Raw genomic sequence first — 14,152 nt, forward strand, 5'->3', positions numbered from 1 at the left:
GGTACGTCGGCACGGTCACGGATGTCCTTCCACGGTCTGACGATGGGCAGCCGGAACCCTCCCCCGGCGCGTGAGCGCGCCGGGGGCCGTGCTGCGTTTCGGTGGGGTCGCGGGTCAGGCGGTGGCGCCGGCCAGCGCCGCGGCGCGCACGTCCTCCTCGGACATGCCGCGCCGCCAGTAGCCGGCGAAGGTCACCCGTCGGCGGTCGAGACCGCGCTCGCCGACCAGGTGCCGGCGCAACGCCCGCACCACGCCGGACTCACCGGCGATCCAGGCGTACGGTGCGACGGCCGGCAGCCGGGCGGCGCGGAGCGCGCTGACCAGCAGGTCACTCCCCGGTGGGGTGCTGCCGCGCACGATCCAGCGGATCTCCGCGTCGGCGTCGGTGGGCAGCTCGGTGATGTCGGCCGCGTCCGGGACCTCGATCCAGGCGCGGACCCGGGTGCCGGCGGGCAGCCAGGCCAGGATCCCGGCGGTGGCCGGCAGCGCGGTCTCGTCGGCGGCCAGCACCACGAGGTCGGTGTCGTCCGGTGGCCGGAAGCAGACGCTGCGGTTGTCGTACACGGCCGGACCGAGCAGCAGCACCCGGTCACCGGACACCGCGAGGCTGGCCCACCGCGAGGCGGGGCCGGTGCCGCCGTGGTCGACGAAGTCGATGTCCACCTCACCGGCGGCCGGCCGGTGCTCCCGGATCGTGTACGAGCGCATCACCGCCCGGACGTCCAGCGGGAGGGCCCGCCACGCGCCGAACCAGTCCTCGCCGCGCTCGACCGGGACGACCGGGGCGTCCTGGCCCGGGTGCGGCAGGAACAGCGACACGCTCTGGTCCCGGCCGCCGCCGGCGAAGTCGACCAGTTCCGGGCCACCGAGGGTGATCCGGATCAGCGAGGCGCCGACCCGGCGGGCCCGTACGACGTGCGCGGCGAAGAAGCGGTACTGCAGGGCGACGGGTTCGACGGTGCTCGTGCTCATGGTGTCAGCCGACCTTCTTCGCGTTCCGGATGGCGGTGGCGAGGTTCTCCAGCAGCGGCGCGGCCCCGGCGTACGAGAAGCGGGGCACCGCGTCCCACGGCGTCACCTGGTTGGCCCGCACGGCGGGGAGCTGCGCCCAGGTCGGCTTGGCGGCGAGGTCCTTGGGCTGCAACGCGGTGCTGCGGTTGTCCAGCAGGATCAGGTCGGCGGGGAACTTTCCGGCGTTCTCCCAGCTCAGCGCCTCGAAGTAGTCGCCGGCCTCGAGCTTGGTGGGCACCACGATGTCGACGCCCAGCTCGGCGAAGTACATCAGGTCGGTGCTGACCTTGGGGTTGGAGACGTAGAACAGGTCGGGGCTGCCCGAGCAGGCCATGACCCGGATGCCCGGGTTGGCCTTGACGGCCTGGCGCACGGCGTCGGCGGCGGCGTCGAAGCGGGTCTTCGCGTCGGTGACCTTCTTGGCGGAGAGGTCGGCGCCGAGCGACTGCGCCAGCGCGGCGTACCGCTCGATGGGCTTGGTCATCGGCACCCGGGCGGTGGTGATCGCGACACTCGGGGCGAGCGGCAGGATCTTGTCCTTGCTCTCGTCCGGCACGTACCAGAGGGCGTCCGGGTCGTACATGTGCGTGACCAGCAGCTCGGGGCGCAGCGCCGCGTACTTCTCCAGGCTGAACTCGCCCCACACGTTGCCCAGAATCTCGACCGCCTCGACGTTCAGGTCACCGGCCTGCGGGTCCTTCGTGCCGTCGGCCCGCTTGGTCTCGCCGAACACGCCAACGAGCTGCTTGTCGAGACCGAAATCGACCAGAGCCGCCGCGACGCCGGTGAAGGCCACCACGCGCGCCGGACGAGCTGCCGCCTCGACCTTCTTGCTGCGGTCGTCGGTGAACGACCAGGGGCCAGCAGCGTTGTCGCTGCCCGACGGTTTGGCGGCGTCGTCCTTGCCGCAGCCGGCGAGCAGCGCGGCCAGTGTGGCGGCGCCGCCAGCGGCCAGCAGGCCACGACGGGAGAGGCGACGGGCGGACAGTGCATCGGGCATGGTGTCGTCTTTCGATCAAAGGATGGCCGGGGTCGACCGGGACAGCGGGGTTAGGTTAGCCTAACCTCGCTCGTTGTCAACAGCGGTTCGCCGTGTCGCCACACCCCGGAGCCAACACTGGACGCCACACCCACCGTCACCACTCCGACACCATCGGTGCCGGACGCGTCGACGGCCCCCACCCCGAAGCGACGCCGGGCGACCCGCGCCGCCGGCCTGCTCGCCGCCGTGGCGCTGCTCGGCGTGATCCTGGTGCTCAGCGTCGCGGTCGGCGCGAAGTCCCTGCCGCTCGCCGACGTCTGGTCCGGGCTGCTGCACCGCGACGCCGCCGAGTACGCCGTCGTGCACCGGATGCGGCTGCCCCGCACCCTGCTCGGACTGCTCGCCGGCACGGCGCTCGGCGTGGCCGGCGCCGTGATGCAGGCGCTCACCCGCAACCCCCTCGCCGACCCCGGGCTGCTCGGCATCAACGCCGGGGCGTCCGCCGCCGTGGCCACCGCCGCCGCTTTCCTGGGCGTCACGGCCATCGGCGGGTACGTCTGGTTCGCGCTGCTCGGCGCGGCCCTGGTCACCGCGCTGGTCTACGCCGTGGGTGGCGGACGGGGCGCCACCCCGGCCCGACTCGCGCTGGCCGGCGCGGCGCTCAACGCCACCCTGTACTCGTTCGTCAGCGCGGTCATGCTGCTGGACACCGCTTCGCTGGACCGGCTGCGGTTCTGGACGGTCGGCTCGCTGGCCAGCGCGGACGCGGCGACGGTGGCCCGGGTGGCGCCGTTCATCCTGGTCGGCCTGCTGGTCGCCCTCGGCGCCGCCCGTCCGCTGAACGCCCTCGCGCTCGGCGACGACGCGGCCCGGGCGTTGGGTGCCCGCCCGGCCGTGATCCGGGCCGCCGTGATCGTCGCGGTCACGCTGCTGTGCGGGGCGGCGACCGCGGCCTGCGGTCCCATCGTCTTCGTCGGCCTGCTCGTGCCTCACCTGGTCCGCGCGCTGACCGGGCCCGACCTGCGCTGGCTGCTGCCGTACTGCGCGGTGCTCGCGCCGGTCCTGCTGCTCGGCGCCGACGTGCTGGGCAGGCTGCTCGGGCGACCCGGTGAACTCCAGGTCGGCATGGTCACCGCCGTGCTGGGCGGTCCGCTCTTCCTCTGGCTGGTCGGCCGCTCAAGAGTGGCCGCCCCGTGAGCGCGAGGAGTGAGCCGGGTTTGCGAGCCCCGCAGTCGCGAATTGAGGTGGCCCCGTGAGCGCGGTCATCCGTACCCCCGGTGGGTTGTCGCTGCGGTTCCGCCCCCGCGCCCTGGCGGTCGGTCTCGGTGCGGCGCTGCTCGCCGCCGGTCTCTCGTTGGTCGCGATGGGCAGCGGCGACTACCCGCTGGGCCCGGCCGACGTGCTGCGCGCCCTGACCGGCGGCGGCAGCGCGGCGGAGCAGTTCATCGTGACCGAGCTGCGCCTGCCCCGGCTGGTCACCGCGCTGCTGGTCGGCGCGGCGCTGGCGTTGGGCGGCACGCTGTTCCAGTCACTGGTCCGTAACCCGCTGGGCAGTCCGGACATCCTCGGCTTCACCCAGGGCGCGTCGACCGGCGCGCTGGTGGTGGTCGTGGTGGGCGGTGGGAGCCTGGCCCTGGCCGGCGCGGCCGTCGTCGGCGGGCTCGTCACCGGCCTGGTGATCTACGCGCTCGCGTGGCGGCGGGGCGTGCACGGCTACCGCCTCGTCCTGGTCGGCATCGGCGTCGCCGCGATCCTCACCGGCGTCAACGGCTACCTGCTGACCCGTGCCCCGCTGATGGACGCCGCCCGGGCGGTGCTCTGGCTCACCGGCAGTCTGGACGGGCGGGGCTGGGCCAACGCCGGGCCGCTGCTGGCCGTCACCGCCGTGCTCACGCCGCTGGTGCTCGTGGGCTGCGCCCCGGCGCTGCGGATGATGGAGCTGGGTGACGACACCGCCAGCGCGCTCGGCGTGCCGGTGCGCCGGGTACGCCTGGTGCTGCTCGCCGCGGCGGTGCTGCTCGTGTCGTTCGCGGCGGCGGCGGCCGGCCCGGTGTCGTTCGTGGCGCTCGTCGCGCCGCACGTCGCGAAGCGGCTGACCCGGGCGCCCGGCCCGAACCTGCTGCCCTCGATGGCGGTCGGCGCGGCCCTGCTGGTCGGCGCCGATCTGGTGGCCCAGCGCGCGTTCGCCGGGCACCAGCTTCCGGTCGGCGTGGTGACCGGCGTGCTCGGTGGCGGCTACCTGGTCTGGCTGCTGGCCGTCGAACGCCGGGCGGGCCGGCTGTGACCACCCCTGCACAAGGAGCACTCATGACCTCCCGCCTTGGCGGCAGCGCGCTGACCCTCGCCTACGACCGGCGCACCATCTCGGAGAACCTCACCGTGGCGGTGCCCGACGGGTCGTTCACGGTGATCATCGGGCCGAACGCGTGCGGCAAGTCGACGCTGCTGCGTGCGCTGTCGCGGATGCTGCGCCCGAGCGCCGGCGCGGTACTGCTGGACGGCCGGGACATCCACGCCCAGAACGCCCGCTCGGTCGCCCGTACCCTCGGCCTGCTGCCACAGACGTCCATCGCGCCGGACGGGATCGGCGTCGCCGAGCTGGTCGCCCGGGGTCGCTACCCGCACCAGGGGCTGCTGCGGCAGTGGTCGCGCGAGGACGAACGGATCGTCGCCGAGTCGATGGCCGCCACCGGCGTCGCCGACCTCGCCGACCGGCCGGTGGACGAGCTGTCCGGCGGCCAGCGGCAGCGCGTCTGGATCGCGATGGCGCTGGCGCAGCAGACGCCGTTGCTGCTGCTCGACGAGCCGACCACCTACCTCGACATCGCCCACCAGATCGACATCCTGGACCTGTGCGCCCGGCTGCACGAGGAGCAGGGCCGGACGCTTGTCGCGGTGCTGCACGACCTCAACCACGCCGCCCGGTACGCCACTCACCTCATCGCCATGCGTGACGGTCGGGTGGTGGCCGCCGGCGACCCGCGCGAGGTGGTGACCGCCGATCTGGTCGCCGAGGTGTTCGGGCTGCCGTGCCGGGTGATCGACGATCCGGAGACGGGCACCCCGCTGGTCGTACCGGCCGCCCGCCGGCGAGCGGCCGAGCCGGCATGACCGCCCGGCTCTTCCGCGACCCGTGGGGCGTGCCGCACGTCCGCGCCGACGACCCGCTCGCCCTGGCGACGGCGCAGGGTCGGGTGACCGCGTACGACCGGGCGTGGCAGATCGAGATCGAGCGGCACCGGTCGCAGGGCACCAGCGCCGCCTTCCTCGGGACCGACGCGCTGGGCTGGGACCGCTTCGCCCGGCAGGTCCAGCTGGACGACACCGCCCGCCGCTGCCACGCCAACCTGGACGCGGCGACCGCCCGGTGGGTGGGCGCGTACGTGGCCGGGGTGAACGACGGCCTCGCCGCCGGGGCGGCCCGCGCGCCGGAGTTCGCGGCCGTCGGGCTCACCCCGGGCCGGTGGGAGCCGTGGACGCCGCTCGCGGTGTGGCTCGGGCATCACATCCTGTTCGCGGGTTTCCCGGGCAAGCTCTGGCGGGCGCACGTCGCGCGGACCCTCGGCCCGGCGGCGGTCGACGCGTTCGCCACCGACGGGCCGGCCGTCGCCGGCAGCAACGGGTGGCTGCTCGCGGGTTCCCGCACCGCCAGCGGCGCGGCGCTGCTGGCCGGCGACCCGCACCGGATCCTGGAGGAACCGGGCGTCTACCAGCAGATCCGGCTGGCCTGCCCGGAGTACGACGTGGTCGGCCTGGCCGTGCCCGGCGTGCCGGGCGTCGCGCACTTCGGCCACGCCGGCCCGGTGGCCTGGGCGATCACCAACGCGATGGCCGACTACCAGGACGTCTACGTCGAGCGACTGCGCCGGCACGACAGCGGGGTACGGGCGCTCGGCCCGGACGGCTGGCGGGAGGCGTCCGTCCACGTCGAGACGATCGAGGTGGCCGGCGCGGACCCGGTGCGGGTGGAGGTCGTCGAGACCGACCGGGGACCGGTGATCGTCGGCGGACCGGACGACGAGACGGCGCTGAGTCTGCGCTATCCGCCCCGGGTCAGCGGTGAGCTGGGGTTCGCGGCGATACCGGAGCTGCTGCGGGCCCGCGACGTGTCCGACGTGGACGCCGCGCTGCGGCACTGGGTGGAGCCGGTCAACGTGGTGCAGGCGGCGGACACCGCCGGGGGCCTGCTGCACCGGGTCGCCGGCGTGGTGCCCCTGCGCCACCCGGACAACGGACGGCGGCCGGTCCCCGCGTGGGACGCCACGTACGCCTGGCGGGGCTGGTACGCGCCGATGCCCCGGGCCGAGGTGACCGACCGGGCGGTGATGGCCAACGAACGCGGGCTGTCCGGGCCACTGGGCGTCGAGTTCGCGGCACCGCACCGCGCGCGGCGCATCGCCGACCTGCTGGACGCCGGCCGGGACCACACCGTCGACGACATGGCCGCGCTGCACACCGACACGTACCTCGGGTCGGCCGGGGCGCTGCTGGGGGCGCTCGACGCGCTGACCGGACTCGGTCCGGCCGCCGCCGCGCTGCGCGACCGGCTGCGGCGCTGGGATCGGCGGATGGACGCCGACAGCGTCGACGCCGCCGACTTCGCCCGGCTGCGCGCCGCCGTCGTACGCCGGATCGCCGACCATCCGGCCCTCGCTGCGCTGGCCGCGCCGCCCGCTTACCCCGAGGTGTTCGCGCCCTGGCTGGCGCTGACGCCGCGGGTGGGTTACGCGCTGGAGCACCTGCTCGGCGCGACCCCGCTGCCCGGCGTGGACGTGACGGCGGTGGTGCGCGCGGCGGCCGAGGAGGTCGCGGGCGCGACGGACGGCACGGTGCGCTGGGGTGACCTGCACCGGCTGACGGCCTGGCGTGCCCTGCCCGACCCGGACGCGCCGCCCGGGCCCCGCCTGGACGGCGACCACGACTGCGTGCTGGCCACGTCGAGCGTGCCCGGGATCACCCACGGCTGCTTCCGGGGGCCCGCCGCCCGGTACGTCTGGGACCTGGCCCGGCGGCAGGACAGCCGGTGGGTGGTCCCGTCCGGCGCGAGCGGGGTGCCCGGCGACCCACACCACGACGACCAGCAGGCCGCGTGGCTGACCGGCGACCTGCTGCCGGTGACCACCGACTGGGACCGCCTCACCGAGGAGCCGAATGAGCACTGACCGACAGCACCACCGACGCGACGTCCCCGGATTCGGGGTGGTCACCATCCGGCCGGTACGCCCCGACGACGACGCCGACCTGCTGCACGGTTGGGTGACCACCGAGCACGCCCGGTTCTGGGGGATGCGCGACGCCAGCCGCGAACGGGTGCGCGAGATCTACGCCTACCTGGATTCGCTGACCACCCACCACGCGTACCTGGTGCACCGCGACGGCCTGCCGGTGGCGCTGGCGCAGACGTACGAGCCCGGGGCCGATCCGGTGGGCGACCACTACGAGGTGCGCCCCGGCGACATCGGCGTCCACCTGCTGGTGGCTCCCCCGGTGACCGCCGAGCCGGGCTTCACGGGCGCGCTGTTCGGCGCGCTCCTGGGGTTCGTCCTCGCCGACCCGGGCCGGCTGCGGATCGTCATGGAGCCGGACGTGCGCAACGACCGGATGCACCGGCGGCTGCTGCGCAGCGGCTTCCGGCCCGGCGCGGAGATCGAGCTGCCGGAGAAGCGGGCGCGGCTGCACTTCCTCGACCGGCCGGAACACGTCGGCCGCGCCTCCGACTGAGCCCAGCACGGCGACGGCCGCCGGCCGGGATGCGATCGCACCCCGACCGGCGGTCGGTCCGCATTACCGCAGGCCGAACGCCCGGGTGATGCTCTGGCTCACGGTGTTGCCGGCCGCGTCGCGCGCGGTCGTCCGCAGGCTCACGAACCGGGCCTTCGCCGGCGCGTCCAGCGCGGTGCGCCAGCCGTCACCGTGCCGGGTGAGGCGCGGCTTCTGCCACGTCCTGCCGTCGTCGTAGGACACCTCGACGCTCACCGCGCCGACAGTGGCCGTGACACCGGGCAGCTGGGAGGCCACCACGGTGAGCGGCGCCCGCCGCGACGCCGTACCGTCGCGGTCGATGGCCACCTGGTAGTCGAGCTGGATCATCGACAGCACCTCGGCCGACTCCGTGCCGGTGGCCGCCGAGCTGAAACCCCACTCGGTGCGGGTCTGCCGGGAGTACGGATTCGTCCAGGCCGCCCGGTCGTTCTCCACCACCAGGCGGTACGGCAGCCGCTGCGCCGCCAGGCCACCCACCTGGAGGTACTCGGCGTTACCCCAGTTCAGCTCCTTGTCCCCCTGGTAGAGGGTGGTCCGGTTGACCATGTCGAAGTTGGCGTACGCCTCACCGACGTGCCCGCCGCCGTCGCCCCACCCGGGCGCGGGCAGGTAGACGGTGTCCAGGTAGCGCACGGGAACGTAGCTTCCGCCCATCCGGGGGCGTTGGATGGGCCCGAACCAGGTGACCGTGCTCGGCTTGTTCGCCGAGTAGGTGGCCACCGCCATCGGATGCTGGCCGGTCTCGCCGGCGATGTACGCGTCGTCGAGCCACCGCTGGTCGGCGCTCACCCAGTCGGTGCGCCGGCCCTGCGCCGGGGCGGGTTCCTGGTTGCCCGACGCCCAGCCGCGCCAGATGTCGTTACGGAACTCCAGCGCCTTGCCCTGCCGGTAGTTGCGGAACTCCACGTCCACCCGGGCCAGTTGCCGCTTCGTCGGCCGGTAGGTGGGGTCGACCGGCACCGCGCCGGACCAGTGGTGCGCCACGTCGTACAGGTAGGTGGTCTCCGGGTGGGATTCGACGCTGAGCCGTACCGGGCCGCGCTCCAGCGCCGCGATCAGTTGGTCGCCCTCGTCTGCGGTGAGGGTCGCCACGGTCACCGGGGCCGGGCTCTCCGGGCTCCACGGCGCCTCGTCCCACGGCTGGAGTCGCCCGACGCCGTCGTTGACCACCAGCAGCAGGGTGGCCCCGGCCGCCGCGGCGGCCTGCGCCTGGGTGGCGATGTCGACCGTGTCGCTGCGCCGGACCACCACGGCCCGGTCCCGGACCGGCCGCTTGGCCAGCCCGGCCGCCGACGCGTCGGCGACGTAGACCGCGTCGAGCTGGCGACGACCCGCAGGCAACGCCGGGGTCGCCCGCTTGACCAGCAGATCGTCGTACGACCGGCCGCCGGCGGTCACGGTCAGCGCCGGCTGCTCCAGCCGCCACCGGGCGCCGAACTCGAACTCGCCGTCGGTGACCGCACGGCCCGTCGGCAACGCCCACATGCTGTCGTACGAGTCGTCCGGCAGCACCTGGCTCTCGGTGAGGCTGTTGCCGGTGGAGCGGTGGATGTCCATCCGCAGCGAGGTGGGGGTGGCCTCCTGCGGCACCTCGGTCCGCACCTGTCGGGCCTGGCGCGCGTCCAGGGTGACGGTGCGGTCGGCGCTCAGGTCGACGTCGACGAAGCTGAGCATCGCCATGCCCTTGGAGTGCGTCCCGTGCACGCCGCGCACGTCGGCGGACATCCAACCGGACCAGCTCGCCACCGGCAGCCGCAGCGTCGCGGTGCCGCTCTCGGGCAGGTCCACGGCGGTGAACAGGCCGTCGGTGGTGAGGATGACCTTGCCGGCGAGCGGCTTGCCGTCCCGGTCCTTGGCGACCAGCGTCAGGTTCTGCCGCTGACCCTCCCGGTTCGCCCCGATCAGGGTGCGACCCCGTACCGTCCCGGCCTGGTCGGTGGCGACGATCATGCCGCTGACCTGCTTCTCCACCGGCAGCTTGTCGTACGCGGCGGTGAGGGTGACGGTGGCCGTGCCGTTGGCCGGCACGGCCACCGTGTCGGCGGAGAGCGCGAAGAGGCCGGCCGGGGCGCTCGGCGCGTCGAGGGCCAGCGTCAGGGTGACCGGAGCGCTGCCGACGTTGGTGTAGGTGACCGTCCGGTCGACGGTCGTGCCCGGCTGCTGCGGCCAGCCCTGGAAGCCGGAGTAGGCACTCGGGGTGGCGAAGACGGTGGCGTGCGCGGCGGCGACCGCGTCCACCCGCCCGGCCCCGGCCTGGTAGGGGGTGTAGCCCGGGGTGGCCTTGACGGTGCTGACCAGCGCCTCCTTGATGCGCTGACCGGTCCAGTCCGGGTGCGCGGCGGCGACCAGCGCGGCCGTGCCGGCCACATGCGGCGTCGCCATCGAGGTACCACTCATCAGCGTGTAGTCCCCGGCGCCACGGACCAGGTGCGAGCGGGCCGCCAGGATGTCCACGCCGGGCGCGGTGATCTCGGGCTTGAGCCCACCGTCGCCGAAGCGCGGGCCCTGGCTGGAGAAGTCCGCGAGGTGGTCGGTGGCGTCGACGGCGCCCACGGTGAGCGCGGAGTTCGCCGCGCCGGGACTGCCGATACTGGCCGGGCCGCTGTTGCCGGCGGCGATCACGAAGAGCGCGCCCGTCTCCGCGCTGAGCCGGTCGACGGCCTGGCTCATCGGGTCGGTGCCGTCGGTGGACTCACCGCCCAGGCTCATGCTGACCACGCGGGCCTTCTGCTCCCGGGCCGCCCACTCCATGCCGGCGATGATCCACGAGTCCTGCCCGCTGCCCTCGCTGTTGAGCACCTTGCCGACGTGCAGCCGCGCGCCGGGGGCGACGCCCCGCTCGACGCCACCGGACGCGGCACCGGTACCGGCGATCGTCGAGGCGACGTGCGTGCCGTGGCCCTTGTAGTCGAGGATGTCGGGCTCGCTCGGCACGAAACTGCTGGACGCGGCGATCTGGCCGGCGAGGTCCGGGTGTTCGGCGTCCGCCCCCGAGTCGAGCACCGCGACGTCGACGCCGGCAGCGGTGTTCCCCTCGGCCCACAGCTTCGGCGCGCCGATCTGCGCGGTGGACTCGGCGAGGTCGCCGTGCACCCTGCCGTCCAGCCAGACCTTCGCGATGCCGCCCGCGAGGGTCGGCGTGTCGCCGGTCCGGCGGGCCGTCCCGGCGGTCAGCGCACCCCAGAACTTCTCGGCGTCGGCGCGTGGGCGGGTCAGCGCCGCGCCCCGCACACTCTCCAGTGGCCGCACCAGTTCGGCGCCGTCCACGGTGGGTCGGGTGCGGGCGCGGGCCGCGGCGTCGGTCAGGGTGACGATCACCGGCAACGAGTCGGTGTGCGCGTCGTCGTACCCGTCGGCGATCAGGTCGGTGACGTTGAACAGCCGGCGGTCCAGCAGGCCGCTGGTGACGTACGGCAGCGCGGCGTCCGGGTAGACGTAGGTGTCGCCGTCTTGGACGGTGCGGTGGAAGGTCGGCGTGCTGCCGTCCGGACGACGGACGACCGAGACGGTGTTGCCGTCGGCCGCCGTGCTGACCGTGACGATGTCACCGGTGATCAGGGTGACGGTGGACGCCCGTCCCGGGACCGCGGGCGGCTGGCCGGTCGGGCGGGTGGGATTACCGGGTGGGGCGGCGGACGCCCCCGTGCCGGGTGGGGTGAACCCGGCGGCCAGAGCGAGGGCGGTACCGAGGGCGATCAGCCCGGATCGGCGACGCCTGGAAGACAGAGCCACGATGACCTCTTTGTGTCGAGGAGCGGTACGCAGCACAGCATCAAGGCAACGCCCGGCTGTCCGACCCCGCGCCCCCCGGCGCGTTCCCGCCATGGCACAAACCCGCCACCCCGTCCCCGCCCCGCGCCGCGCCCCCTGCCTTGCGCGCCGATCTTGCACTTACTGTCGCCAATGCGCCCCGATTCACGACTTTCGTCGGGACAGAAACTGCAAGATCGCCGCGTGGAGGGGCGGGGGGTCAGGGTTGGGTTGTCAGGTTGGCCAGGTGGTTTAGCTGGGTGGAGTCGGACAGGGCGGAGCCGACTGCTGCCACGCGGACGCCGGCGTCCAGGAAGGACTTGGCGTTGGTCGCGTCCAGGCCGCCTGTTGCCACGAAGCGGAGTTCAGGGAACGGGCCGGCCATGGCTTTGAACCAGGCTGGGCCGAGGGAGATCGCGGGGAACGCCTTGAGCCAGGTGAGGCCGTGCCGCAGCGCCGCCTGCGCCTCGGTGGGGGTGGCCACGCCGGGCAGGTGCGGCAGACCGCGTGCGGCGGCGGCGTCGGCCACCGCGAGGTCCAGGCCGGGCGCGACGGTGAACGCGGCGCCCGCGTCGGCGGCCGCCGCGACCGTCTCGTCGTCGAGCACCGTGCCGGCCCCGACGATCCGGCCCCGCGCCGCGCCCGCCTCGACGGCGGCACGCAGGGCGGGCACCGCGTCGGCGGTGGCGACCGGCACCTCCACCACCTCGATACCGAGGTCCCAGGCGCGCTCGGCGAGCCGGACCGTCTCGGCGACCGGCAGGCCGCGCAGGATCGCCATCACCCGGGCGCCGCCGAAGATGTCCGCGAAGTCCGCTGTGGTCATGGTCCACTCCATCCGAGTTCGTGGGAGATCTGCTGGGTGGTGTGCAGCAGTCGGGGTAGCACGGCGCGCAGGTCGGCCAGGCTGGCGACCACCGTCGGTGCGGTCACCGACACGGCGGCCGTGACCGTGCCGTCGGCCTGCCGGACCGGCGCGGCCACACAGTTGATCAGCGGTTCGAACTCGCCGTCGTCGGCGGCCCAGCCCTGCGCCGCGATGGTCGCCAGCTCCGCGCGCAGCGCGGCCGGGTCGCAGATGGTGGCCGGGGTGTACGCCGACAGCGGGGCGCCGTCGACCAGCCGGGACACCCGGGACGCCGGAGCGTACGCGAGCACCACCTTGCCCACCCCGCTGGCGTGCAGCGGGGCGGTACGGCCGATCCGGGAGTACATGCGTACCTGGCCCCGGGCCTCGATCTTGTCGACGTAGACGAGGTCGTCGTCGACCAGCTGCGCGAGGTGGATGGTGTGCCCGCAGTCGCGGCCCAGCGCCGCCAGGTGGGGGCGGGCCACCGCGCGTACGTCCAGCGAGTCCAGGGCCTGCTGGGCGAGGTCGATCAGCCGCAGCCCCACCGTCCAGCCGCCGTCGGTGCGGCGCGCGAAGCCACCCGCCTCGAGCGTCTGCAGCAGCCGCAGCGCGGTGGACTTGTGCACGCCCAGGTGGGCGGCCACGCCGCCGAGCTGCGCCGGCTCGCGGGCCAGGAGTTCGAGCACGCGCATCGCCCGCTCGACACCCTCGGACACCGCTCAGCCCTCGCCGTGCGTGGCGGTCAGGTCTGGTGGCGACCAAGGGCCGTCGAGCAGCCGCTCGAACCACGACCACGGCGGCACCGGCGCGCTGTCACCGGTGCTGCCCAGCGCCTGCGCGGCGACGAGGTGACCGAGGCGCAGCCGCCGCGTCGGGTCGAGGTCCCGTAGCAGTCCGGCCAGGTAGCCGGCGGCGAACGCGTCACCGGCGCCCACCGGCTCCACCAGCGACACGCGGGGGGCCGGTACGACGACCGGCTCGGTGTCGCGGACCAGCACGGTGGCGCAGACCGCGCCGTCCTTGACGACCACCGCCTGCGGGCCGGGCAACAGCCGGCGTACGGCCGCCGCATCGCTCGTGCCCCAGAGGGCGAACGCCTCGTCCTGGCCGACGAAGACCAGGTCGCTGCGGTCGGCGAGGTCGCGCAGCACGGGCGCGGCCCGTTCGGCGGGCCAGAGTCGGGGCCGGTGGTTGACGTCGAAGCTGACCAGCGCGCCCGGTAGCGGGCGGTCGGTGACCGCGCGCTCGACCAGTTCCCGGCAGGAGGGCGAGAGCGCCGCGGTGATGCCGGACAGGTGCAGGACCCGCGCGCCGGCCAGTCGTGGGTCCGCCAGGGTGTCACCGTCCATCCGGGACGCGGCCGAGCCCGCCCGGTAGTAGTGCACGGCGGTGGCCGTCGGGCCGGGATCCTTGACGTAGAGGCCGGTGGGTGCGGCCGGGTCCACCGCCACCAGGTCGACGTCGACGCCGGTGTCGGCGACGTGCCGGACGACCAGCCGGCCGAAGGGATCGTCGCCGACCCGGCTCACCCAGGTCGCCCGGTGGCCGAGCCGGGCCAGGTAGCCGGCCACGTTGGACTCCGCGCCACCGACCGAGACGGTGACCCGTTCGGCGTGCTCCAGCGGCTCACCGACGGGTGGGCACAGCATCACCATGCTCTCGCCCACCGTGACCACCTCGGCCGGCGTCGAGCCGGCCGAGGTGGCCGCGCGGTCTTCTCGGGGCTCGCTCGACATCGCGGCGCACGTCCTCGGGGAGGGGTCCGGGGTCCCGCCGAGCCTAGGCGCGTTGTGCCA

11 protein-coding genes are annotated in these 14,152 nt (G+C 74.5%); 5 read left to right on the forward strand and 6 right to left on the reverse strand.

Annotated features, from left to right (window positions below; all coding sequences use genetic code 11):
- Positions 1-114: 114 nt before the first annotated feature.
- Together AC3EN4_RS27005 and AC3EN4_RS27010 are read right to left on the reverse strand one after the other, a co-directional pair.
- Positions 115-972 carry a siderophore-interacting protein gene (locus tag AC3EN4_RS27005; protein WP_435208823.1) on the reverse strand — a complete coding sequence of 286 codons (858 nt, stop codon included), beginning with the start codon at positions 970-972 and terminating at the stop codon, positions 115-117.
- A gap of 4 nt (positions 973-976) precedes the next feature.
- Positions 977-2,011, reverse strand: coding sequence for an ABC transporter substrate-binding protein (locus AC3EN4_RS27010; RefSeq protein ID WP_435208824.1), 1,035 nt, complete (start codon positions 2,009-2,011; stop codon positions 977-979).
- A 117-nt stretch (positions 2,012-2,128) separates the two neighbouring features.
- On the opposite strand from AC3EN4_RS27010, the gene AC3EN4_RS27015 reads away from it, so the two are divergent.
- From AC3EN4_RS27015 to AC3EN4_RS27035, 5 genes are read left to right on the forward strand one after another with little or no spacing between them, the layout of a single operon-like run.
- A complete protein-coding gene (locus AC3EN4_RS27015) occupies positions 2,129-3,190 on the forward strand; it encodes a FecCD family ABC transporter permease (RefSeq protein WP_435208886.1) in 1,062 nt (353 codons plus the stop codon).
- A gap of 55 nt (positions 3,191-3,245) precedes the next feature.
- Positions 3,246-4,277 carry a FecCD family ABC transporter permease gene (locus AC3EN4_RS27020; protein WP_435208826.1) on the forward strand — a complete coding sequence of 344 codons (1,032 nt, stop codon included), beginning with the start codon at positions 3,246-3,248 and terminating at the stop codon, positions 4,275-4,277.
- Between the two features lie 23 nt (positions 4,278-4,300).
- Complete coding sequence (locus AC3EN4_RS27025; RefSeq protein WP_435208828.1) at positions 4,301-5,104, forward strand: ABC transporter ATP-binding protein; 804 nt, start codon at positions 4,301-4,303, stop codon at positions 5,102-5,104.
- Positions 5,101-7,155 carry a penicillin acylase family protein gene (locus AC3EN4_RS27030; protein WP_435208829.1) on the forward strand — a complete coding sequence of 685 codons (2,055 nt, stop codon included), beginning with the start codon at positions 5,101-5,103 and terminating at the stop codon, positions 7,153-7,155. The genes AC3EN4_RS27025 and AC3EN4_RS27030 overlap by 4 nt, the downstream gene beginning before the upstream one ends.
- Complete coding sequence (locus AC3EN4_RS27035; RefSeq protein ID WP_435208831.1) at positions 7,145-7,714, forward strand: GNAT family N-acetyltransferase; 570 nt, start codon at positions 7,145-7,147, stop codon at positions 7,712-7,714. Before AC3EN4_RS27030 ends, AC3EN4_RS27035 begins: the two co-directional genes overlap by 11 nt.
- A 63-nt stretch (positions 7,715-7,777) precedes the next feature.
- Here AC3EN4_RS27035 and AC3EN4_RS27040 read toward each other — a convergent pair whose 3' ends face one another.
- From AC3EN4_RS27040 to AC3EN4_RS27055, 4 genes are all read right to left on the reverse strand, one after another.
- Positions 7,778-11,488: a S8 family serine peptidase gene (locus tag AC3EN4_RS27040; RefSeq protein ID WP_435208833.1), complete on the reverse strand. Its 3,711-nt coding sequence runs from the start codon at positions 11,486-11,488 to the stop codon at positions 7,778-7,780.
- A 238-nt stretch (positions 11,489-11,726) separates the two neighbouring features.
- Entirely contained in the window at positions 11,727-12,332 is a 606-nt protein-coding gene (locus AC3EN4_RS27045) for a bifunctional 4-hydroxy-2-oxoglutarate aldolase/2-dehydro-3-deoxy-phosphogluconate aldolase (RefSeq protein WP_435208834.1), read from the reverse strand.
- On the reverse strand, positions 12,329-13,072 hold the full coding sequence (locus tag AC3EN4_RS27050) for an IclR family transcriptional regulator (RefSeq protein ID WP_435208835.1): 744 nt from the start codon (positions 13,070-13,072) through the stop codon (positions 12,329-12,331). Before AC3EN4_RS27050 ends, AC3EN4_RS27045 begins: the two co-directional genes overlap by 4 nt.
- A gap of 3 nt (positions 13,073-13,075) precedes the next feature.
- Positions 13,076-14,092: a sugar kinase gene (locus tag AC3EN4_RS27055; protein WP_435208837.1), complete on the reverse strand. Its 1,017-nt coding sequence runs from the start codon at positions 14,090-14,092 to the stop codon at positions 13,076-13,078.
- Positions 14,093-14,152: the final 60 nt, after the last annotated feature.

The sequence above is a fragment of the Micromonospora sp. bgisy143 genome (assembly GCF_057708145.1).

Coding starts and splice junctions, on each gene's coding strand:
- AC3EN4_RS27005 (WP_435208823.1), bottom strand. CDS start 972: ATGAGCACGAGCACCGTCGAACCCGTCGCCCTGCAGTACCGCTTCTTC.
- AC3EN4_RS27010 (WP_435208824.1), bottom strand. CDS start 2,011: ATGCCCGATGCACTGTCCGCCCGTCGCCTCTCCCGTCGTGGCCTGCTG.
- AC3EN4_RS27025 (WP_435208828.1), top strand. CDS start 4,301: ATGACCTCCCGCCTTGGCGGCAGCGCGCTGACCCTCGCCTACGACCGG.
- AC3EN4_RS27030 (WP_435208829.1), top strand. CDS start 5,101: ATGACCGCCCGGCTCTTCCGCGACCCGTGGGGCGTGCCGCACGTCCGC.
- AC3EN4_RS27035 (WP_435208831.1), top strand. CDS start 7,145: ATGAGCACTGACCGACAGCACCACCGACGCGACGTCCCCGGATTCGGG.
- AC3EN4_RS27045 (WP_435208834.1), bottom strand. CDS start 12,332: ATGACCACAGCGGACTTCGCGGACATCTTCGGCGGCGCCCGGGTGATG.
- AC3EN4_RS27055 (WP_435208837.1), bottom strand. CDS start 14,092: ATGTCGAGCGAGCCCCGAGAAGACCGCGCGGCCACCTCGGCCGGCTCG.